The sequence below is a fragment of the Paraburkholderia edwinii genome, from assembly GCF_019428685.1.
GTDB classification, from domain to species: Bacteria; Pseudomonadota; Gammaproteobacteria; order Burkholderiales; family Burkholderiaceae; genus Paraburkholderia; species Paraburkholderia edwinii.
In genome coordinates this window covers 685,799-703,642 of the sequence record NZ_CP080095.1, presented here as the reverse complement: position 1 = coordinate 703,642, position 17,844 = coordinate 685,799, and the positions used below count along the sequence as shown (strand labels likewise).

Annotated in this window: 30 protein-coding genes; all 30 read right to left on the bottom strand. The window is 59.4% G+C overall.

The genetic code is table 11. The features are described 5' to 3' along the window. Positions 1-67: 67 nt before the first annotated feature. Positions 68-1,045, bottom strand: coding sequence for a DNA-directed RNA polymerase subunit alpha (locus KZJ38_RS03090; RefSeq protein WP_027199071.1), 978 nt, complete (start codon positions 1,043-1,045; stop codon positions 68-70). A gap of 124 nt (positions 1,046-1,169) precedes the next feature. Then, positions 1,170-1,793 (bottom strand): 30S ribosomal protein S4, encoded by a 624-nt coding sequence (gene rpsD / locus KZJ38_RS03085; protein ID WP_219798722.1) that lies wholly within the window; start codon positions 1,791-1,793, stop codon positions 1,170-1,172. Positions 1,794-1,948: 155 nt separating this feature from the next. Beyond that, positions 1,949-2,353 carry a 30S ribosomal protein S11 gene (rpsK, locus tag KZJ38_RS03080; protein ID WP_017777173.1) on the bottom strand — a complete coding sequence of 135 codons (405 nt, stop codon included), beginning with the start codon at positions 2,351-2,353 and terminating at the stop codon, positions 1,949-1,951. Positions 2,354-2,380: 27 nt separating this feature from the next. Continuing rightward, positions 2,381-2,746, bottom strand: coding sequence for a 30S ribosomal protein S13 (gene rpsM / locus KZJ38_RS03075; protein WP_219798721.1), 366 nt, complete (start codon positions 2,744-2,746; stop codon positions 2,381-2,383). A gap of 41 nt (positions 2,747-2,787) precedes the next feature. Next, positions 2,788-2,904: a 50S ribosomal protein L36 gene (gene rpmJ / locus KZJ38_RS03070; RefSeq protein WP_004199844.1), complete on the bottom strand. Its 117-nt coding sequence runs from the start codon at positions 2,902-2,904 to the stop codon at positions 2,788-2,790. Positions 2,905-2,924: 20 nt separating this feature from the next. Beyond that, a complete protein-coding gene (gene infA, locus KZJ38_RS03065; protein ID WP_004521905.1) occupies positions 2,925-3,143 on the bottom strand; it encodes a translation initiation factor IF-1 in 219 nt (72 codons plus the stop codon). A gap of 7 nt (positions 3,144-3,150) precedes the next feature. Next, complete coding sequence (gene secY, locus KZJ38_RS03060) at positions 3,151-4,500, bottom strand: preprotein translocase subunit SecY (protein WP_219798720.1); 1,350 nt, start codon at positions 4,498-4,500, stop codon at positions 3,151-3,153. Positions 4,501-4,546: 46 nt separating this feature from the next. Beyond that, positions 4,547-4,981, bottom strand: coding sequence for a 50S ribosomal protein L15 (gene rplO, locus KZJ38_RS03055; protein WP_075158341.1), 435 nt, complete (start codon positions 4,979-4,981; stop codon positions 4,547-4,549). A 30-nt stretch (positions 4,982-5,011) separates the two neighbouring features. Continuing rightward, a complete protein-coding gene (gene rpmD / locus KZJ38_RS03050) occupies positions 5,012-5,194 on the bottom strand; it encodes a 50S ribosomal protein L30 (RefSeq protein ID WP_004202755.1) in 183 nt (60 codons plus the stop codon). Positions 5,195-5,205: 11 nt separating this feature from the next. Continuing rightward, complete coding sequence (gene rpsE, locus KZJ38_RS03045) at positions 5,206-5,724, bottom strand: 30S ribosomal protein S5 (RefSeq protein WP_134197254.1); 519 nt, start codon at positions 5,722-5,724, stop codon at positions 5,206-5,208. A gap of 14 nt (positions 5,725-5,738) precedes the next feature. Then, positions 5,739-6,104 (bottom strand): 50S ribosomal protein L18, encoded by a 366-nt coding sequence (rplR, locus tag KZJ38_RS03040; RefSeq protein WP_007730600.1) that lies wholly within the window; start codon positions 6,102-6,104, stop codon positions 5,739-5,741. A gap of 12 nt (positions 6,105-6,116) precedes the next feature. Further along, a complete protein-coding gene (gene rplF / locus KZJ38_RS03035) occupies positions 6,117-6,647 on the bottom strand; it encodes a 50S ribosomal protein L6 (protein WP_219798719.1) in 531 nt (176 codons plus the stop codon). A 20-nt stretch (positions 6,648-6,667) separates the two neighbouring features. Further along, entirely contained in the window at positions 6,668-7,063 is a 396-nt protein-coding gene (gene rpsH / locus KZJ38_RS03030) for a 30S ribosomal protein S8 (protein WP_219798718.1), read from the bottom strand. A 15-nt stretch (positions 7,064-7,078) separates the two neighbouring features. Then, complete coding sequence (gene rpsN, locus KZJ38_RS03025; protein WP_075158344.1) at positions 7,079-7,384, bottom strand: 30S ribosomal protein S14; 306 nt, start codon at positions 7,382-7,384, stop codon at positions 7,079-7,081. 7 nt (positions 7,385-7,391) lie between these two features. Next, on the bottom strand, positions 7,392-7,931 hold the full coding sequence (gene rplE / locus KZJ38_RS03020) for a 50S ribosomal protein L5 (RefSeq protein ID WP_006052214.1): 540 nt from the start codon (positions 7,929-7,931) through the stop codon (positions 7,392-7,394). 16 nt (positions 7,932-7,947) lie between these two features. Then, the gene (rplX, locus tag KZJ38_RS03015; RefSeq protein ID WP_219798717.1) at positions 7,948-8,256 is read right to left on the bottom strand and encodes a 50S ribosomal protein L24; all 309 of its coding nucleotides are present in this window, start codon (positions 8,254-8,256) and stop codon (positions 7,948-7,950) included. A gap of 9 nt (positions 8,257-8,265) precedes the next feature. Beyond that, on the bottom strand, positions 8,266-8,634 hold the full coding sequence (gene rplN / locus KZJ38_RS03010) for a 50S ribosomal protein L14 (RefSeq protein WP_012402188.1): 369 nt from the start codon (positions 8,632-8,634) through the stop codon (positions 8,266-8,268). 351 nt (positions 8,635-8,985) lie between these two features. Continuing rightward, positions 8,986-9,258, bottom strand: a complete 273-nt coding sequence (gene rpsQ / locus KZJ38_RS03005; protein WP_075158346.1) for a 30S ribosomal protein S17 — start codon at positions 9,256-9,258, stop codon at positions 8,986-8,988. Next, the gene (rpmC, locus tag KZJ38_RS03000) at positions 9,255-9,449 is read right to left on the bottom strand and encodes a 50S ribosomal protein L29 (protein WP_007180130.1); all 195 of its coding nucleotides are present in this window, start codon (positions 9,447-9,449) and stop codon (positions 9,255-9,257) included. Before rpmC ends, rpsQ begins: the two co-directional genes overlap by 4 nt. A 9-nt stretch (positions 9,450-9,458) precedes the next feature. Beyond that, positions 9,459-9,875, bottom strand: coding sequence for a 50S ribosomal protein L16 (gene rplP / locus KZJ38_RS02995; RefSeq protein ID WP_219798716.1), 417 nt, complete (start codon positions 9,873-9,875; stop codon positions 9,459-9,461). A gap of 2 nt (positions 9,876-9,877) precedes the next feature. Further along, positions 9,878-10,705 carry a 30S ribosomal protein S3 gene (gene rpsC / locus KZJ38_RS02990; protein ID WP_219798715.1) on the bottom strand — a complete coding sequence of 276 codons (828 nt, stop codon included), beginning with the start codon at positions 10,703-10,705 and terminating at the stop codon, positions 9,878-9,880. 11 nt (positions 10,706-10,716) lie between these two features. Further along, the gene (gene rplV / locus KZJ38_RS02985; protein WP_004199272.1) at positions 10,717-11,046 is read right to left on the bottom strand and encodes a 50S ribosomal protein L22; all 330 of its coding nucleotides are present in this window, start codon (positions 11,044-11,046) and stop codon (positions 10,717-10,719) included. Between the two features lie 12 nt (positions 11,047-11,058). Beyond that, on the bottom strand, positions 11,059-11,334 hold the full coding sequence (gene rpsS, locus KZJ38_RS02980) for a 30S ribosomal protein S19 (protein WP_006998484.1): 276 nt from the start codon (positions 11,332-11,334) through the stop codon (positions 11,059-11,061). A 10-nt stretch (positions 11,335-11,344) separates the two neighbouring features. Continuing rightward, complete coding sequence (gene rplB, locus KZJ38_RS02975) at positions 11,345-12,172, bottom strand: 50S ribosomal protein L2 (RefSeq protein WP_219798714.1); 828 nt, start codon at positions 12,170-12,172, stop codon at positions 11,345-11,347. Positions 12,173-12,174: 2 nt separating this feature from the next. Next, complete coding sequence (gene rplW / locus KZJ38_RS02970; RefSeq protein WP_075158350.1) at positions 12,175-12,489, bottom strand: 50S ribosomal protein L23; 315 nt, start codon at positions 12,487-12,489, stop codon at positions 12,175-12,177. Beyond that, positions 12,486-13,106: a 50S ribosomal protein L4 gene (gene rplD, locus KZJ38_RS02965; RefSeq protein WP_219798713.1), complete on the bottom strand. Its 621-nt coding sequence runs from the start codon at positions 13,104-13,106 to the stop codon at positions 12,486-12,488. Before rplD ends, rplW begins: the two co-directional genes overlap by 4 nt. Next, complete coding sequence (gene rplC, locus KZJ38_RS02960) at positions 13,106-13,765, bottom strand: 50S ribosomal protein L3 (protein ID WP_219798712.1); 660 nt, start codon at positions 13,763-13,765, stop codon at positions 13,106-13,108. The genes rplD and rplC overlap by 1 nt, the downstream gene beginning before the upstream one ends. A gap of 209 nt (positions 13,766-13,974) precedes the next feature. Next, complete coding sequence (rpsJ, locus tag KZJ38_RS02955; protein ID WP_017777154.1) at positions 13,975-14,286, bottom strand: 30S ribosomal protein S10; 312 nt, start codon at positions 14,284-14,286, stop codon at positions 13,975-13,977. 129 nt (positions 14,287-14,415) lie between these two features. After that, positions 14,416-15,606 carry an elongation factor Tu gene (gene tuf, locus KZJ38_RS02950; protein ID WP_219798700.1) on the bottom strand — a complete coding sequence of 397 codons (1,191 nt, stop codon included), beginning with the start codon at positions 15,604-15,606 and terminating at the stop codon, positions 14,416-14,418. Between the two features lie 48 nt (positions 15,607-15,654). After that, the gene (fusA, locus tag KZJ38_RS02945) at positions 15,655-17,757 is read right to left on the bottom strand and encodes an elongation factor G (RefSeq protein ID WP_219798711.1); all 2,103 of its coding nucleotides are present in this window, start codon (positions 17,755-17,757) and stop codon (positions 15,655-15,657) included. Positions 17,758-17,844: the final 87 nt, after the last annotated feature.

Genomic DNA, 17,844 nt, shown 5'->3' with positions numbered 1-17,844 from the left:
TGCGGTACTGCTGTCGCCCGTACTGCTTTAGTGCAGCTTCACCGCGCGCGACGACTTGCTTGCCGACTTACTTGTCGAGACCCGCCGGCGGCCAGTTTTCGAGCTTCATGCCGAGCGTCAAACCGCGCGAAGCGAGCACTTCCTTGATCTCGTTCAGCGACTTGCGGCCCAGATTCGGCGTCTTCAGCAGTTCGTTCTCGGTGCGCTGGATCAGATCGCCGATGTAGTAGATGTTCTCGGCCTTCAGGCAGTTTGCCGAACGAACCGTGAGCTCGAGGTCGTCGACCGGACGCAGCAGGATCGGATCGATCTGCGGTGCACGCGACGGCGCTTCTGCCGCGGCTTCCGTGCCTTCCAGTGCAGCGAACACCGACAGTTGATCGACCAGAATGCGCGCCGACTGGCGGATCGCTTCTTCCGGCGAAATCACACCGTTGGTTTCGATGTTCATCACGAGCTTGTCGAGGTCGGTACGCTGTTCGACACGCGCGCTTTCGACTGCGTAGCTCACGCGGCGAACCGGCGAGAACGACGCGTCGAGCACGATGCGGCCGATGATCTTCGCCGACTCTTCGCCGTAGCGGCGCACGTTGCCCGGCACATAACCGCGGCCCTTCTCGACCTTGATCTGCACGTCGAGCTTGCCGCCCTTCGACAGATGAGCGATCACGTGATCGGGGTTGATCACTTCACAGTCGTGCGCAAGCTCGATATCGCCCGCGGTAACGACGCCTTCGCCTTCCTTGCGCAGCGTAACCGTCACTTCGTCACGGTTATGCAGCTTGAACACCACGCCCTTCAGGTTCAGCAACAGGTTGACCACATCCTCTTGCACACCGTCGAGCGTCGAATACTCATGCACGACGCCTGCGATCGTCACTTCGGTCGGCGCATAGCCGATCATCGACGACAGCAATACGCGCCGAAGCGCGTTACCCAAGGTGTGACCATAGCCGCGTTCGAACGGCTCCATGACCACCTTCGCATGGCTCTCGCCCAGCGATTCCACAGCGATAATCTTGGGTTTCAACAAACTGGTTTGCATAGGTTTTCCTTTTCAATACCCTCGGCTCGTTACACCGATAAGGCTGACCGGTAACAACCTGAAAATAAACAGCCGAGACACCCCCTTGCACAACGCAATCAGGGTACCCCGGCCGTTAATCCGATTAGCGCGAATACAATTCGACGATCAGGCTTTCGTTGATATCGCCAGCGATGTCGCTGCGTTCCGGCATCTGCTTGAAGGTGCCCTCGAACTTCTTCGCGTCGACCGCGACCCAGCTCGGCATGCCGCCCTGCTCAGCCAGCGACAGCGCTTCGAGAATGCGCGCCTGCTTCTTCGCCTGTTCGCGCACCGCGACGACGTCGCCTGCCTTCACTTGCAGCGACGGAATGTTCGAGACCACACCATTCACCGTGATCGCCTTGTGGCTCACCAGTTGACGCGCTTCAGCGCGCGTCGAGGCGTAGCCCATGCGGTACACGACGTTATCCAGACGCGACTCGAGCAGTTGCAGCAGCTTTTCGCCCGTGTTGCCCTTGCGACGCGAGGCTTCCGCGAAGTAGCGGCGGAACTGGCGCTCGAGAACACCGTAGATGCGCTTCACTTTTTGCTTTTCGCGCAACTGCGTGCCGTAGTCGGACGTACGTGCACCCGACGTGCGGCCATGCTGACCCGGCTTGCTGTCGAGCTTGCACTTATCGGCGAGCGACCGGCGGGCGCTTTTCAGGAAGAGGTCGGTGCCTTCACGGCGAGACAGCTTGGCCTTAGGGCCGATATAGCGTGCCACTTTGCGTTCCTTCTATGTTTAATCACGTGAACTTGTGTTCACGCTAGTCCGAACCCTTTGGGTCGAACGGTGGGCTTAGTCGATTCAATAATGCAAGTCGCCCGTCGCCGCCGATTCAACACCCGGCGGAAACAGGCGCGAGCAAAAAGCACGTCTTAGATACGACGACGCTTCGGCGGACGGCAACCGTTGTGCGGCACCGGCGTCACGTCCGAGATCGCCGTGATCTTGATGCCAAGACCATGCAGCGCGCGGACAGCTGACTCGCGGCCAGGGCCCGGGCCCTTGATTCGCACTTCGAGGTTCTTCACGCCGTATTCCATCGCCACACGGCCGGCCGATTCGGCAGCAACCTGGGCTGCAAACGGGGTCGACTTACGCGAACCCTTGAAGCCCTGGCCACCCGACGTCGCCCAGGCAAGCGCATTGCCCTGACGATCGGTGATCGTGATGATGGTGTTGTTGAACGACGCGTGAACGTGAACCACGCCCTCGGCGACGTTCTTCTTGACCTTCTTGCGAACGCGTTGCGCCGCGGTGTTGTTCGAAGCCTTAGCCATACGTTTTCCTGTAACTGTCAGTCTCGCTTACTTCTTCAGCGATTGCGCTGCGCGACGCGGACCCTTACGCGTGCGCGCATTGGTACGCGTACGCTGACCGCGCAGGGGAAGACCCTTGCGATGGCGCACGCCGCGGTAGCAGCCGAGGTCCATCAGGCGCTTGATGTTCATCGTCGTTTCGCGACGCAGATCGCCTTCGACGATGTACTTGCCGACTTCTTCACGCAGCTTTTCGAGGTCTGCGTCGTTCAGGTCTTTGACCTTCTTCGAAAATGCCACACCAGCGGCTTCGCAGATGATGCGCGAGCGCGTGCGGCCGACACCGTAAATGGCCGTCAGGCCGATTTCGGTATGCTGGTGGTTCGGGATATTCACCCCTGCGATACGAGCCATTGTTTTTCCTCAAACAAAAAGCGCAAGCAAAAGCGCGGCGTTCAGCCTTGACGCTGTTTGTGGCGCGGATCAGAGCTGCAAATCACGCGCACAACGCCTTTGCGCTTGATGATCTTGCAATTGCGGCAGATGCGCTTAACCGATGCCATCACTTTCATGATATTACCCTTTTTTCAAATCACTTCGCCCGGAACACGATCCGCGCACGCGACAGATCGTAAGGCGTCAACTCAACCGTCACCTTGTCGCCCGGCAGGATACGGATGTAGTGCATCCGCATCTTTCCGGAGATATGTCCCAATACGACATGGCCGTTCTCCAGCTTTACCCTGAAGGTAGCATTGGGCAGGTTCTCAATTACTTCGCCCTGCATCTGGATGACATCGTCTTTGGCCATAAGTCCTTTAGCGCATTGGGACGCCGCCGCCTTTGAAATTGGCTTTCTTCAGCAGCGATTCATACTGTTGCGACATTACGTACGACTGCACCTGCGCCATGAAGTCCATGGTGACGACGACGATAATCAGCAGCGACGTTCCACCAAAATAAAACGGCACGTTCCAGCGCAGCACCAAAAATTCGGGCAGCAGGCAGACAAACACGATATAGATCGCACCGGCCAGCGTCAGACGCGTGAGAATCCGGTCGATGTAACGCGCCGTCTGGTCGCCCGGACGGATACCCGGGACGAATGCGCCACTCTTCTTCAGGTTGTCGGCCGTCTCCCTGCTGTTGAACACCAGTGCGGTGTAGAAGAAGCAGAAGAACACGATCGCCAACGCATACAGCAACACATACACCGGCTGGCCAGGCTTCAACGCTTCGGCGATGTTGTGGAGCGTGTCCGCAAACCAGCCGCCGTTGCTTGCGCCAGAGCTGAACCAGCTCAGAATCGTCGCCGGGAACAGGATGATCGACGATGCAAAGATCGGCGGAATCACGCCCGACATGTTCAGCTTCAGCGGCAGATGCGACGACTGGCCACCGTAGATCTTGTTGCCAACTTGACGCTTCGCGTAATTCACAAGAATCTTGCGCTGGCCGCGTTCGATGAACACCACCAGATACGTCACTGCCGCAATCAGCGCGACTACGATGATCGCCGAGATGATCGACATCGAGCCGGTGCGCACGAGCTCGAAGAGACCACCAATCGCATTCGGGAAACCCGCCGCGATACCACCAAAAATGATGATCGAGATACCGTTACCCAGACCGCGCTCCGTGATCTGCTCACCGAGCCACATCAGGAACATCGTGCCCGTTACCAGCGTCACAACGGTCGTCAGACGGAACACCATGCCCGGATCGAGCACAAGGCCCGGCTGGTTCTCGAGCGCAACTGCAATGCCGAAGGCCTGGAACGTTGCGAGCAGAACGGTGAAGACACGCGTGTACTGCGTGATCTTCCGCTGCCCAGCCTGCCCTTCCTTCTTCAGCGCTTCCAGTTGCGGTGACACGATTGCCAGCAACTGCATGATGATCGACGCCGAGATGTACGGCATGATCCCCAGCGCAAACACTGTGAATCGCGACAACGCGCCACCCGAGAACATGTTGAACATGCCCAGGATGCCGCCCGCCTGGCTCTGGAACAGCTTCGCCAGTTGATCCGGGTCGATACCCGGCACCGGAATATGCGCGCCGATGCGATAGACGACCAGCGCAAGCAGCAGGAACACTGCACGCCGACGCAGGTCGCCGAACTTCGCCGCGCCGCGACCGGGTTTTGCGAGACTCGGACTGTTAGCCAAGTACCTTCTCCGATGCAAATGCTAGTGACGGCAATCCGCTTGCTCGTTACTCGGCAAAAGAGCCGCCCGCTGCTTCAATCGCAGCACGCGCACCCTTTGTCGCACCCAGACCTTTCACGACGATCTTGCGCTTCAGTTCGCCCGTCGCAATGATCTTCGCGCTCTTCATGAGCTCGCCAACCAGACCGGCTTGCTTCAATGCGAGCAGATCGATTTCGTCAACCGGCAGCTTTTCCAGATCGCCCAGCCGCACTTCACCGACGAATTCCTTCGTCAGCGACTTGAAGCCGCGCTTCGGCAGACGACGCTGCAGAGGCATCTGACCGCCTTCGAAACCGACCTTATGGAAGCCGCCCGAACGCGATTTCTGACCCTTGTGACCACGACCCGCGGTCTTGCCGAGGCCGGAGCCGATGCCACGGCCGACGCGACGCTTTGCGTGCTTCGCGCCTTCTGCCGGCTTCAGGTTATTCAATTCCATTATCAACTCCTTGAGTACCCGATCAGCCGCTTAACCGATGACCTTAACGAGGTACGAAACCTTGTTGATCATGCCGCGCACAGCCGGCGTGTCTTGCAGTTCGCTGACCGAGTTGAGTCGGCGCAGGCCCAAGCCGCGCACCGTTGCACGGTGCGATTCGCGGGTGCCGATCAGGCTCTTGACGAGCTGAACCTTCACAGTTTTTTCAGACATGGTGCCCACCCTTAGCCCAGAATGTCTTCGACGGACTTGCCACGCTTCGCGGCGATATCAGCCGGCGTGGACTGCTTGCGCAGACCGTCGAGAGTCGCACGAACGAGGTTGTACGGGTTCGTCGAACCGTGGCTCTTCGCCACCACGTTCTGCACACCCATCACGTCGAACACTGCGCGCATCGGGCCGCCGGCGATCACGCCGGTACCGTCCTTCGCCGGAGCGAGAAGGACCATCGATGCGCCGTGCTTACCGTGCACTTCATGTTGCAGCGTACCGTTCTTCAGCGGCACCTTGAACATGTTGCGGCGAGCCTGTTCCATCGCCTTCTGGACAGCGACCGGCACTTCCTTCGCCTTGCCCTTGCCCATACCGACGCGACCATCGCCGTCGCCAACCACGGTCAGTGCGGCGAAACCGAGAATCCGGCCACCTTTCACCACCTTGGTCACGCGATTGACCGAGATCATCTTTTCGCGAAGGCCGTCGTCGCGTTCGTCAGCCTGAACTTTCGCTTGCATCTTTGCCATGACGAATTCTTCCCTTAGAACTTGAGCCCGGCTTCGCGCGCCGCATCAGCCAGCGCTTTCACGCGGCCGTGGTAGCGGAAACCCGAGCGGTCGAAGGCGACGGATTCGATGCCGGCAGCCTTAGCCTTTTCAGCGATACGCTTGCCGATCAGCGTTGCAGCAGCGACGTTGCCGCCCTTGCCGGACTGATCGGCCAGTTGCGCACGCACTTCGGCTTCAAGCGTCGACGCGCTCGCGAGCACTTTGGTGCCACAAGGCGAGAACACTTGCGCGTAGATGTGCGTATTCGTGCGATGCACGGCCAGACGTGCGACCTGCAGCTCAGCGATCTTGACGCGCGTCTGACGAGCGCGGCGCAGGCGAGATTGAGTCTTATCCATGATTGCGCACCCTTACTTCTTCTTCGTTTCTTTGAGGATCACGACCTCGTCGGCATAGCGCACGCCCTTGCCCTTGTAGGGCTCGGGCGGACGGTAACCGCGTACTTCCGCGGCGACCTGGCCGACCTTCTGCTTGTCGATCCCCTTGATCACGATTTCCGTTTGCGACGGGGTCTCAGCCTTGATGCCTTCCGGCATCTGGTGCACCACCGGGTGCGAGAAACCCAGCGACAGATTCAGCTTGTCGCCTTGCGCTTGCGCACGATAACCAACGCCAACCAGCGTCAGCTTGCGCTCGAAACCCTTGGTCACGCCGTTCACCATGTTCGCAACCAGTGCGCGCATCGTGCCCGACATCGCGTTTGCTTCGCGGCTCTCGTCAACCGGCTCGAACTTCACCGTGCCGTTGTCGTTCACCACTTTCACAAGGCGATTCGCATTTTGCGAGATCGTGCCCAACGGGCCCTTGACGGTGATCCGCTCGTCGCTGACAGCCACTTCGGCGCCTTTCAGCACGATCGGGCTTTTACCTACTCGAGACATGTTTCTCTCTCCTTTCGGCCTTAAGCGACGTAGCAGATGACTTCGCCGCCCACGCCCGTAGCGCGCGCCTTGCGATCAGTCATCACACCCTTCGGCGTCGACACGATGGCAACGCCGAGGCCGTTCATGACCTGCGGAATTTCATTGCGGCCGCGATACACGCGCAGACCAGGCTTCGACACGCGCTCGAGGCGTTCGATAACCGGACGACCCGCGTAGTACTTCAGCGCGATATTCAACTCAGTTTTCGCGCCTTCGGACTTCACTGCGTAGTCCTCGATATAGCCTTCGTCCTTCAGGACCTGCGCGATCGCAATCTTGACCTTCGACGAGGGCATCGTCACCGAAACTTTCTCGACCATCTGCGCATTGCGGATGCGAGTCAGCATATCGGCGATAGGATCACTCATGCTCATCTTATGTTTCTCCTATTACCAGCTCGCCTTGGTCAGGCCAGGAATCTCGCCACGGAACGCGATTTCGCGAATCTTGTTACGAGCCAGCCCGAATTTACGGAACGTGCCACGCGGGCGACCCGTGATCGCGCAACGGTTGCGTTGACGCGTCGGGTTTGCGTTGCGCGGCAGTTGTTGCAGATCCAGACGAGCGGCATAACGCTCTTCGTCCGACTTGCTCGCGTCGTCGATGATCGCCTTCAGTTCTGCACGCTTCGCCGCGTACTTTGCGACGAGGCGAGCACGCTTCTTTTCACGTTCGATCAGTGCCAGTTTAGCCACGGTAACCTCAGTTTCTGAACGGGAACTTGAAGCTGGCGAGCAGTGCCTTCGCTTCGTCGTCAGTCTTCGCAGTGGTGGTGATGCTGATGTTCAGCCCACGCAGCGCGTCGATCTTGTCGTAGTCGATTTCGGGGAAAATGATCTGCTCTTTCACACCGATGTTGTAGTTGCCACGACCGTCAAATGCACGGCCCGACACCCCACGGAAGTCGCGCACACGCGGGAGCGCAACCGTCACGAAGCGGTCGAGAAACTCGTACATCGCCTGGCCACGCAACGTGACCATCGCGCCGATCGGATAACCCTGGCGAATCTTGAAGCCCGCGATTGCCTTGCGTGCTTTCGTGATCACCGGCTTCTGACCCGCGATCTTCGTCAGATCGCCGACGGCGTTCTCGATGATCTTCTTGTCAGCGACGGCTTCACCAAGACCCATGTTCAGCGTGATCTTCGTGATGCGCGGCACTTCCATGACGGACTTGTAGCCGAACTTCTCGATCAGGCCAGGGACAACCTTCTCTTTATAGAATTCTTGCAAACGTGCCATTTTTTACTCCGCAGCGTCAGGCGCCCAGCACAGCACCAGTCGTCTTCAGGAAACGGACTTTCTTGTCCCCTTCGACCTTGATGCCGACACGCGACGGCTTACCATTCGCGTCGACCAGAGCAACGTTCGAGATGTGCAGCGGCATTGCCTTCGCTTCCACACCACCCGTCGTACCCTTCATCGGGTTCGGCTTCACATGCTTCTTGGCGATATTGATGCCTTCAACCGTCACACGCTCGTCGCCAATAGCCAGCACAACACCGCGCTTGCCCTTGTCCTTACCGGTCGTGACGATGACTTCGTCGCCTTTGCGAATCTTGTTCATCTCGGCTCCTTACAGCACTTCCGGCGCGAGCGAAACGATCTTCATGAAACGTTCGCTACGCAACTCACGCGTGACCGGCCCAAAAATGCGGGTGCCGATAGGCTCGAGCTTGGTATTCAAAAGCACGGCGGCATTGCCGTCGAACTTGATCAGCGAGCCGTCTTGACGGCGAACGCCCTTGGCGGTGCGAACCACCACGGCGTTGTAAATTTCGCCTTTCTTTACGCGCCCGCGCGGCGTTGCCTCTTTGACGCTCACCTTGATGATGTCGCCGATGTTGGCATAACGACGCTTCGAGCCGCCGAGCACCTTGATGCACATGACTTCACGCGCACCCGTGTTGTCGGCCACTTCAAGCCGAGTTTCGGTCTGGATCATGATTTACTTTTCCCAACTTAATCCGATTGCACCACCATGGCACAGCCGGTCAGTCTTGGTCCCGTCAGCCATGCGGCTGCTTGGGTTAGAACAGGCAGCGACGGCAAACGAAACCCGCCATCGCAAATCCGGTGAATCATTTAGCGCAGGCTGCTGCCCGAGCCATCTTCCCACCAGGGTTTCCACCTACGATTCGCCCGCCAATCTGTCAATCGCAATTGCCAACTGCAGGCAACAGCTGGGCTCCCAGAAGAGGGAAGACCGAGATTATATCAAATAATCCCGGTCTCGCAAGTGCAATCTACTGCGATTTCGCTACTTCAGCGACTCTGTGACGAATCGCCAGCTGCTTTAGATGATGCGAGCAGCCTCAACCAGACGCGACACCGTCCAGGCCTTCGTCTTCGAAATCGGACGGGTTTCCTGGATCTCAACGAGGTCACCCTCGTTATAGTTGTTCGCTTCGTCGTGAGCGTGATACTTCTTCGACCGTACGACGTACTTGCCGTAGATCGGGTGCTTGACGCGGTGCTCGACCAGCACGGTGACCGTCTTGTCCATCTTGTTGCTGACGACCTTGCCGACCAGCGTCCGCTTAAGCGAGGTTTTTACGCTATCGTTCATTTCTGGTTCGCCTTCTCAGTCAGGACGGTCCGCACACGTGCGATGTCGCGACGGACCTTCTTCAGCTGGCTCGTGTTCGTGAGCTGCTGGGTCGCGAGTTGCATGCGCAGGCCGAATTGCGCCTTCAACAGGTCCGACAGCTCCTTGTTGAGCGCGGCCTGATCTTTCTGGTGAAGTTCGGAAGCCTTCATCATCACTCCTTAGGCGCCAAGCTGACGAGCGATGACGACCGTCTTCAGCGGCAGCTTCGCTGCAGCCAGACGGAACGCTTCACGTGCCAGTTCTTCGGTTACGCCGTCCATTTCATACAGCATCTTGCCCGGTTGAATCTCGGCGACGTAGTACTCCGGGTTGCCCTTACCGTTACCCATACGTACTTCAGCCGGCTTTTGCGAGATCGGCTTGTCCGGGAAAATGCGGATCCAGATGCGGCCGCCGCGCTTGATGTGACGCGTCATTGCACGACGCGCCGCTTCAATTTGACGCGCGGTCAGGCGGCCGCGACCGACAGCCTTCAGACCGTACTCACCGAACGACACTGCGTTGCCGCGCGTCGCCACACCGGTGTTACGGCCTTTCTGCTCTTTGCGATACTTCCTGCGTTTCGGTTGCAGCATGGTTATTCTCCAGTCTTGCCATCGCCGCCGGCAGCACCGCCACCAGCGCCGCCGGCGCCACCACGACGCGGGCCGCCACGGCGAGCACCTGCCGGACCGCCACCTTCACCGTCACGACGCGGACGGCGATCGCCACCCGGACGTGCGTTGCGGCGCGGACGCTTTTCTTCGGCGACTTCTTCCACCACCGGCGCGTCGTTGCGGCCGAGCGTATCGCCCTTGTAGACCCACACCTTCACGCCGATGATGCCGTACGTCGTCTTCGCTTCCGACGTTGCGTAGTCGATGTCCGCACGCAGGGTATGCAGCGGCACGCGGCCTTCGCGATACCACTCGGTACGAGCGATTTCGATGCCGTTCAGACGACCCGCGCTCATGATCTTGATGCCCTGGGCACCGAGACGCATGGCGTTTTGCATCGCACGCTTCATCGCGCGGCGGAACATGATCCGGCGTTCGAGCTGTTGCGTGATCGAATCGGCGATCAGCTGCGCGTCGGTTTCCGGCTTGCGAATTTCTTCGATGTTGACGTGAACCGGAACGCCCATACGCCGCTGCAGTTCCGACTTCAACAGTTCGATGTCTTCGCCCTTCTTGCCGATCACGACACCCGGACGCGAGCTGTAAATCGTGATGCGCGCGTTCTTTGCAGGACGCTCGATCACGACGCGGCCCACGGACGCGTTCTTCAGCTTTTTCTTCAGGTACTCACGAACACCGATGTCTTCCTGCAACATCGCCGCGAAATTGTTGTTGTTCGCGTACCAACGCGACGCCCAATTGCGGCTGACGGCCAAACGGAAGCCAGTCGGATGAATTTTCTGTCCCATCGTATGACCCCTTAATTCCCGACCGTCACAGTGATGTGACAGGATTGCTTCTCAATGCGGTTGCCGCGGCCTTTGGCGCGCGCGGTGAAACGCTTGAGCGACGCAGCCTTGTCGACGTAGATGCTCTTGATCTTGAGCTCGTCGATATCGGCGCCTTCGTTGTGCTCCGCATTCGCGATCGCCGACAGCACGACCTTCTTCACGATGCCAGCCGCCTTCTTCGGCGAGAACGTCAGAACGTTCAGCGCCTTGTCGACCGGCAAACCGCGGATCTGGTCAGCCACAAGGCGCGTCTTCTGCGCCGAGATGCGGGCACCGCGATGAATTGCTTTCACTTCCATCTTGATTGCCCCTTATTTCTTGGCCTTCTTGTCGGCCGCGTGACCCTTGAACGTACGGGTCAATGCGAACTCGCCAAGTTTGTGGCCGACCATGTTTTCCGTGACATACACCGGAACGTGTTGACGGCCGTTGTGAACAGCGATCGTCAGACCGATGAAGTCCGGCAGAATCGTCGAGCGACGCGACCAGGTTTTGATCGGCTTCTTGTCACGCGAAGCTGCAGCCGCCTCAACTTTCTTCAGCAAATGGGCGTCGCAGAACGGACCTTTTTTGATTGAACGTGCCATTGCCTACTCCTTAACGCTTGTGACGGCGCTGGACGATCATGCTCGTCGTGCGCTTGTTGCTGCGGGTGCGATAGCCCTTCGTCGGCGTGCCCCACGGGCTCACCGGATGGCGACCTGCTGCCGTCTTGCCCTCACCACCACCGTGCGGGTGATCGACCGGGTTCATGGCGACGCCGCGCACCGTCGGACGGATACCGCGCCAGCGGTTCGCGCCAGCCTTGCCGATTTGACGGAGGCTATGCTCTTCGTTGCCCACTTCACCGATCGTCGCGCGGCACTCGACGTGCACGCGGCGAATTTCACCCGAACGCAGACGGACCTGCGCGTAGACGCTCTCACGAGCCAGCAGCATCGCCGACGTACCAGCCGAACGCGCCATTTGCGCGCCCTTGCCCGGCAGCATTTCGATGCAGTGAATCGTCGTACCGACCGGAATGTTACGGATCGGCAGCGTGTTGCCTGCGCGGATCGGCGCTTCGGAACCGGACATCAGCTGCTGACCGACCGCCACGCCCTTCGGCGCGATGATGTAGCGACGCTCGCCGTCTGCGTACACCACCAGCGCGATATTCGCGCTGCGGTTCGGGTCGTATTCGATACGCTCGACCTTCGCCGGAATGCCGTCCTTGGTGCGACGGAAATCGATGACGCGATAGTGCTGCTTGTGGCCACCGCCTTGATGGCGCGTGGTGATATGACCGTTGTTGTTACGGCCTGCCTTCGACTTTTGCACGTCGAGCAGCGGTGCGTAAGGCTTGCCTTTGTGCAAGTCCTTGTTCACCACCTTGACCATCGCGCGGCGACCCGGCGAAGTCGGCTTAACTTTCACGATTGCCATGATTACTTGGCCTCCGCTTCAAAGTTGATTTCCTGGCCGGGCTTCAGGCAGACGTACGCTTTCTTCACGTCCTTGCGCTTGCCCATGAAGCGGCCAAAGCGCTTTGCCTTGCCCTTCTGAACCAGCACGTTGACGGAATCGACTTCCACCTTGAACAGCAGCTCGACAGCAGCCTTCACTTCCTGCTTCGTGGCATCCGGCGCAACTTCGAACACGACTTGCTCGTTCTTGTCGGCCACCAGCGTCGCCTTTTCGGAGATCACCGGCGCGAGCAGGACCTGCATCAAACGATGATCGTTTTTGCGAATCTCGCTCATGACAGCAACTCCTCGATCTGGGCGACCGCAGCCTTCGTGATCAGCACTTTCTTGAAGTAGATCAACGACAGCGGGTCGGCATAACGCGGCTCGACAACTGCCACATGGGCGAGGTTGCGCGACGCGAGGTACAGGTTCTCATCAACCGTGTCGGTAATAACGAGCACGGAATCGAGACCCATCGCCTTGAATTTCTCGGCCAGCAGCTTGGTCTTCGGGGCTTCGAGCGTCAGCTCGTCGACCACCGAGATACGGCCTTCGCGGGCCAGCTGCGAGAAGATCGAGCAGAGACCTGCGCGATGCATCTTCTTGTTGACCTTGTGCGAAAAGTTTTCTTCCGGCGAGTTCGGGAAGATACGACCACCGCCACGCCACAACGGGCTCGACGTCATACCGGAACGAGCGCGGCCCGTACCCTTTTGACGCCACGGCTTCTTCGTCGAGTGATGGACCTGTTCACGGTCTTTCTGCGCACGGTTGCCGCTGCGAGCGTTGGCCTGGTACGCAATGACGATCTGGTGGATCAGCGCTTCGTTGTAGTCACGACCGAACACGACGTCCGACGCGGTGACTGCTGCGCCTTCCTGACCATTGGCATTCAGGAGCTTAAGTTCCATTATTTCGCTCCTTTCTTCGCAGGCGTCTTCACAGCCGGCGTCACGAAAACCTTGCCGCCCTTCGCGCCCGGAACGGCGCCCTTGACGAGCAGCAGCTTGCGGTCAGCATCGATACGAGCGATTTCGAGGTTCTGCACCGTGACCGTCTCGTCACCGAGGTGACCGGTCATGCGCTTACCCGGAAACACACGGCCCGGGTCCTGCGCCATACCGATCGAGCCCGGCACGTTGTGCGAACGCGAGTTACCGTGCGATGCGCGGCCCGAAGCAAAGTTATAACGCTTGATGGTGCCGGCGTAGCCCTTACCGATCGACACGCCTTGCACGTCGACCTTCTGGCCCACTTCGAACAGATCCGGACCAACGATCGCGCCATTCGACAGCTCGGCTGCCTTGGCTGCATCGATGCGGAATTCTTTGAGGATTTCACCAGCTTGAACGCCGGCTTTGGCTAGATGACCTGCGAGCGGCTTCGTCACACGCGATGCACGGCGCGTGCCGAAAGCAACCTGAACAGCCGTGTAGCCGTCGGTTTCAACAGTCTTGATCTGCGTCACGCGGTTGTCGGACACGTCCAGCACGGTGACGGGAATCGAGTCCCCTTCGGCCGTGAAGATACGGGTCATGCCAACCTTGCGACCTACGAGTCCAAGGCTCATCGTTTTCTCCATTCCCGACTGCGATTGGTCGGGGCTAATTTACAAAATGCCGTGCTTCTCGACGCCTGACAGTGCGATCTGCCCGACGCAAACTACCACGACTTTTTTGCGCAAATGCGCGAAAAGCCTAGCATTATAGCGAGGCCTTTCGTTTTCCGCAAGCAATCAAAGACTTAGCGGCGCCCCTGATGCTGGGCGCCTTGCGAGGCTTATTGCAGCTTGATCTCGACGTCCACGCCAGCCGGCAGGTCGAGCTTCATCAGCGCGTCGACCGTCTTGTCCGTCGGGTCGACGATGTCCATCAGGCGCAGGTGCGTGCGAATTTCGAGCTGATCGCGCGACGTCTTGTTGACGTGCGGCGAGCGCAGGATGTCGAAACGCTGAATGCGGGTCGGCAGCGGGACCGGACCACGAACGATTGCGCCAGTCCGCTTCGCGGTGTCGACGATTTCAGCTGCCGACTGGTCGATCAGACGGTAGTCGAAAGCCTTCAGGCGAATACGGATTTTCTGGTTCTGCATGACGATTCCTTGAAAAGAGCGAGGCGATGTTGCACCGCCAATGAGTAAAAGAACGAAGGGCGAGGACTTCCGCGGGAGCGGACGCCCTCACCCCGGGCACCATCTACTGCTTACAGCAAACCAGCGATTTTACTCGATGATCTTGGCGACGACACCTGCGCCGACGGTACGGCCACCTTCACGGATAGCGAAGCGCAGACCTTCTTCCATCGCGATCGGCGCAATCAGCTTCACCGTGATCGACACGTTGTCGCCCGGCATCACCATTTCCTTGTCCTTCGGCAGCTCGATCGAGCCCGTCACATCCGTCGTACGGAAGTAGAACTGCGGACGGTAGTTGTTGAAGAACGGCGTATGACGGCCGCCTTCATCCTTGCTCAGCACATACACCTCAGCCGTGAAGTGCGTGTGCGGCGTGATCGAACCCGGCTTGGCCAGCACCTGGCCACGCTCCACGTCCTCACGCTTCGTGCCGCGCAGCAGGATACCCACGTTGTCGCCCGCCTGACCCTGGTCGAGCAGCTTGCGGAACATTTCCACGCCCGTGCACGTCGTCTTCGCCGTCGGCTTGATCCCGACGATCTCGATTTCCTCGCCGACCTTCACCACGCCACGCTCCACACGGCCCGTCACCACCGTACCACGGCCCGAGATCGAGAACACGTCTTCCACCGGCATCAGGAACGATCCGTCCACCGCGCGCTCCGGCGTCGGGATGTACGTGTCCAGCGCGTCGGCCAGGTTCATGATCGCCACTTCGCCCAGCTCGCCCTTGTCGCCTTCCAGCGCCAGCTTCGCCGAACCCTTGATGATCGGCGTGTCGTCGCCCGGGAAGTCGTACTTCGAGAGCAGCTCGCGCACTTCCATTTCCACCAGTTCCAGCAGCTCGGCGTCGTCCACCATGTCGCACTTGTTCAGGAACACGATGATGTACGGCACACCGACCTGACGCGCCAGCAGGATGTGCTCACGCGTTTGCGGCATCGGGCCGTCTGCGGCCGAGCACACCAGGATCGCGCCGTCCATCTGCGCGGCGCCCGTGATCATGTTCTTCACGTAGTCCGCGTGGCCCGGGCAGTCAACGTGGGCGTAGTGGCGATTCGCCGTCTCGTACTCCACGTGCGCCGTGTTGATCGTGATGCCGCGCGCCTTTTCTTCCGGCGCCGCGTCGATCTGGTCGTACGCCTTCGCTTCGCCGCCGAACTTCGCGGTCAGCACCGTCGTGATCGCCGCCGTCAGCGTGGTCTTGCCGTGGTCAACGTGACCGATCGTGCCCACGTTCACGTGCGGCTTGGTCCGTTCGAATTTACCTTTAGCCATGTTTCTCTTCTTTCAAAAAAGTTGATCGGCGCTTGCGTTGCCGAATGATTACTTCGCCTTCGCGTTGATGATCGCTTCGGAGACGTTACGCGGCGCTTCGGCGTAGTGCTTGAACTCCATCGTATACGTTGCGCGGCCCTGCGTGAGCGAGCGCAACGACGTCGAGTAACCGAACATTTCCGACAGCGGCACTTCCGCGCGGACGATCTTGCCGCCGCCCACCATGTCTTCCATGCCCTGCACGATGCCGCGACGGCCCGACAGGTCGCCCATCACGTTGCCCATGTAGTCTTCCGGCGTTTCCACTTCGACGGCCATCATCGGCTCGAGGATCACCGGGCTCGCCTTGCGCATCGCTTCCTTGAACGCCATCGAACCGGCCATGCGGAACGCGTTTTCGTTCGAGTCAACGTCGTGGTACGAACCGAACGTCAGGTGAACCTTCACGTCGACGACCGGGAAGCCAGCCAGAACGCCAGCCTTCAGCGTTTCCTGAATGCCCTTGTCGACCGCCGGAATGTATTCGCGCGGAATCACGCCGCCCTTGATCTCGTCGAGGAACGTGTAGCCCTTGCCCTGCTCGTTCGGCTCGAGCGTGATGACCGCGTGACCATACTGGCCGCGACCACCCGATTGCTTGACGAACTTGCCTTCGACGTCCGCTGCCGTGCTGCGGATCGTCTCGCGGTACGCCACCTGCGGCTTGCCCACGGTGGCTTCCACGCCGAACTCACGCTTCATCCGGTCAACCAGAATTTCGAGGTGCAGCTCGCCCATGCCCGAAATAATGGTTTGGCCCGACTCTTCGTCCGTTTGCACGCGGAACGACGGATCTTCCTGCGCCAGACGGTTCAACGCCATGCCCATCTTTTCCTGGTCGGGCTTGGTCTTCGGCTCGACAGCCTGCGAAATCACCGGCTCCGGGAAAATCATGCGCTCGAGCACGATCGGGTTAGCCGGATCGCACAGCGTATCGCCAGTCGTCGCTTCCTTCAGGCCGACCGCAGCAGCGATGTCGCCAGCGCGAACTTCCTTGATTTCTTCTCGCTGGTTAGCGTGCATCTGCAGAATACGGCCGAGACGTTCCTTCTTGCCCTTGGTCGAATTCAGCACGGTGTCGCCCGAATTCACGACGCCCGAGTAGACGCGGAAGAAGATCAGCTGACCAACGAACGGGTCGGTCATGATCTTGAACGCGAGCGACGAGAACTTCTCTTCGTCGGATGCCTTGCGCTCCGCAGACTCACCGCTTTCGAGCTCGCCCTTCACCGGCGGAATATCGACCGGCGACGGCAGGAAGTCGATCACGGCGTCGAGCATGCGCTGCACGCCCTTGTTCTTGAACGCGGTACCGCACAGCATCGGCTGGATTTCGCACGCAATCGTACGATCGCGCAGCGCCTTGACGATCTCGGCTTCGCTCAGCTCTTCGCCGCCGAGGTACTTTTCCATCAGCTCTTCGCTGGCTTCCGCAGCCGATTCGATCATCTTTTCGCGCCACTCGTTGCAGGTCTCAACGAGTTCAGCGGGGATGTCGATGTAGTCGAACTTCGTCCCTTGCGACGCTTCGTCCCAAACGATCGCCTTCATCTTCAGCAGATCGACGACGCCCTTGAAGCTCTCTTCCGCACCGATCGGCACCACGACCGGAACCGGGTTGGCCTTCAGGCGGGTCTTCAGCTGATCGTAGACCTTGAAGAAGTTCGCGCCGGTACGGTCCATCTTGTTGACGAACGCAAGACGCGGCACCTTGTACTTGTTTGCCTGGCGCCACACCGTTTCCGACTGCGGCTGCACGCCGCCGACCGCGCAATAGACCATGCATGCGCCGTCAAGCACGCGCATCGAGCGCTCGACTTCAATCGTGAAGTCGACGTGACCCGGCGTGTCGATAATGTTGATCCGGTGTTCCGGATAGTTGCCGCCCATGCCCTTCCAGAAAGCGGTCGTAGCAGCGGACGTAATGGTGATGCCGCGCTCCTGCTCCTGCTCCATCCAGTCCATGGTTGCAGCACCGTCGTGCACTTCACCAATCTTGTGGTTCACGCCGGTGTAGAACAGGATGCGCTCGGTCGTCGTCGTTTTGCCGGCGTCGATGTGAGCGCTAATACCGATGTTGCGGTAGCGCTCGATAGGTGTCTTGCGAGCCACTTTGATCCTCTATGGGAATGACGCGACAGGGAGTGAAATACCCGTGCGCCCTAACACAAACGGGCGAGGCGCCTGTTTAGCGCACCC

Coding starts and splice junctions, on each gene's coding strand:
- KZJ38_RS03090 (WP_027199071.1), bottom strand. CDS start 1,045: ATGCAAACCAGTTTGTTGAAACCCAAGATTATCGCTGTGGAATCGCTG.
- rpsK (WP_017777173.1), bottom strand. CDS start 2,353: ATGGCTAAGGCTTCGAACAACACCGCGGCGCAACGCGTTCGCAAGAAG.
- rpsM (WP_219798721.1), bottom strand. CDS start 2,746: ATGGCTCGTATCGCAGGGGTGAATATCCCGAACCACCAGCATACCGAA.
- rpmJ (WP_004199844.1), bottom strand. CDS start 2,904: ATGAAAGTGATGGCATCGGTTAAGCGCATCTGCCGCAATTGCAAGATC.
- infA (WP_004521905.1), bottom strand. CDS start 3,143: ATGGCCAAAGACGATGTCATCCAGATGCAGGGCGAAGTAATTGAGAAC.
- rplO (WP_075158341.1), bottom strand. CDS start 4,981: ATGGAATTGAATAACCTGAAGCCGGCAGAAGGCGCGAAGCACGCAAAG.
- rpmD (WP_004202755.1), bottom strand. CDS start 5,194: ATGTCTGAAAAAACTGTGAAGGTTCAGCTCGTCAAGAGCCTGATCGGC.
- rpsE (WP_134197254.1), bottom strand. CDS start 5,724: ATGGCAAAGATGCAAGCGAAAGTTCAGGCTGACGAACGCGACGACGGC.
- rplR (WP_007730600.1), bottom strand. CDS start 6,104: ATGGATAAGACTCAATCTCGCCTGCGCCGCGCTCGTCAGACGCGCGTC.
- rplF (WP_219798719.1), bottom strand. CDS start 6,647: ATGTCTCGAGTAGGTAAAAGCCCGATCGTGCTGAAAGGCGCCGAAGTG.
- rpsH (WP_219798718.1), bottom strand. CDS start 7,063: ATGAGCATGAGTGATCCTATCGCCGATATGCTGACTCGCATCCGCAAT.
- rplE (WP_006052214.1), bottom strand. CDS start 7,931: ATGGCACGTTTGCAAGAATTCTATAAAGAGAAGGTTGTCCCTGGCCTG.
- rplX (WP_219798717.1), bottom strand. CDS start 8,256: ATGAACAAGATTCGCAAAGGCGACGAAGTCATCGTCACGACCGGTAAG.
- rplN (WP_012402188.1), bottom strand. CDS start 8,634: ATGATCCAGACCGAAACTCGGCTTGAAGTGGCCGACAACACGGGTGCG.
- rpsQ (WP_075158346.1), bottom strand. CDS start 9,258: ATGAACGATAGCGTAAAAACCTCGCTTAAGCGGACGCTGGTCGGCAAG.
- rpmC (WP_007180130.1), bottom strand. CDS start 9,449: ATGAAGGCTTCCGAACTTCACCAGAAAGATCAGGCCGCGCTCAACAAG.
- rplP (WP_219798716.1), bottom strand. CDS start 9,875: ATGCTGCAACCGAAACGCAGGAAGTATCGCAAAGAGCAGAAAGGCCGT.
- rpsC (WP_219798715.1), bottom strand. CDS start 10,705: ATGGGACAGAAAATTCATCCGACTGGCTTCCGTTTGGCCGTCAGCCGC.
- rplV (WP_004199272.1), bottom strand. CDS start 11,046: ATGGAAGTGAAAGCAATTCATCGCGGTGCCCGCATCTCGGCGCAGAAG.
- rpsS (WP_006998484.1), bottom strand. CDS start 11,334: ATGGCACGTTCAATCAAAAAAGGTCCGTTCTGCGACGCCCATTTGCTG.
- rplB (WP_219798714.1), bottom strand. CDS start 12,172: ATGGCAATCGTGAAAGTTAAGCCGACTTCGCCGGGTCGCCGCGCGATG.
- rplW (WP_075158350.1), bottom strand. CDS start 12,489: ATGAGCGAGATTCGCAAAAACGATCATCGTTTGATGCAGGTCCTGCTC.
- rplD (WP_219798713.1), bottom strand. CDS start 13,106: ATGGAACTTAAGCTCCTGAATGCCAATGGTCAGGAAGGCGCAGCAGTC.
- rplC (WP_219798712.1), bottom strand. CDS start 13,765: ATGAGCCTTGGACTCGTAGGTCGCAAGGTTGGCATGACCCGTATCTTC.
- rpsJ (WP_017777154.1), bottom strand. CDS start 14,286: ATGCAGAACCAGAAAATCCGTATTCGCCTGAAGGCTTTCGACTACCGT.
- tuf (WP_219798700.1), bottom strand. CDS start 15,606: ATGGCTAAAGGTAAATTCGAACGGACCAAGCCGCACGTGAACGTGGGC.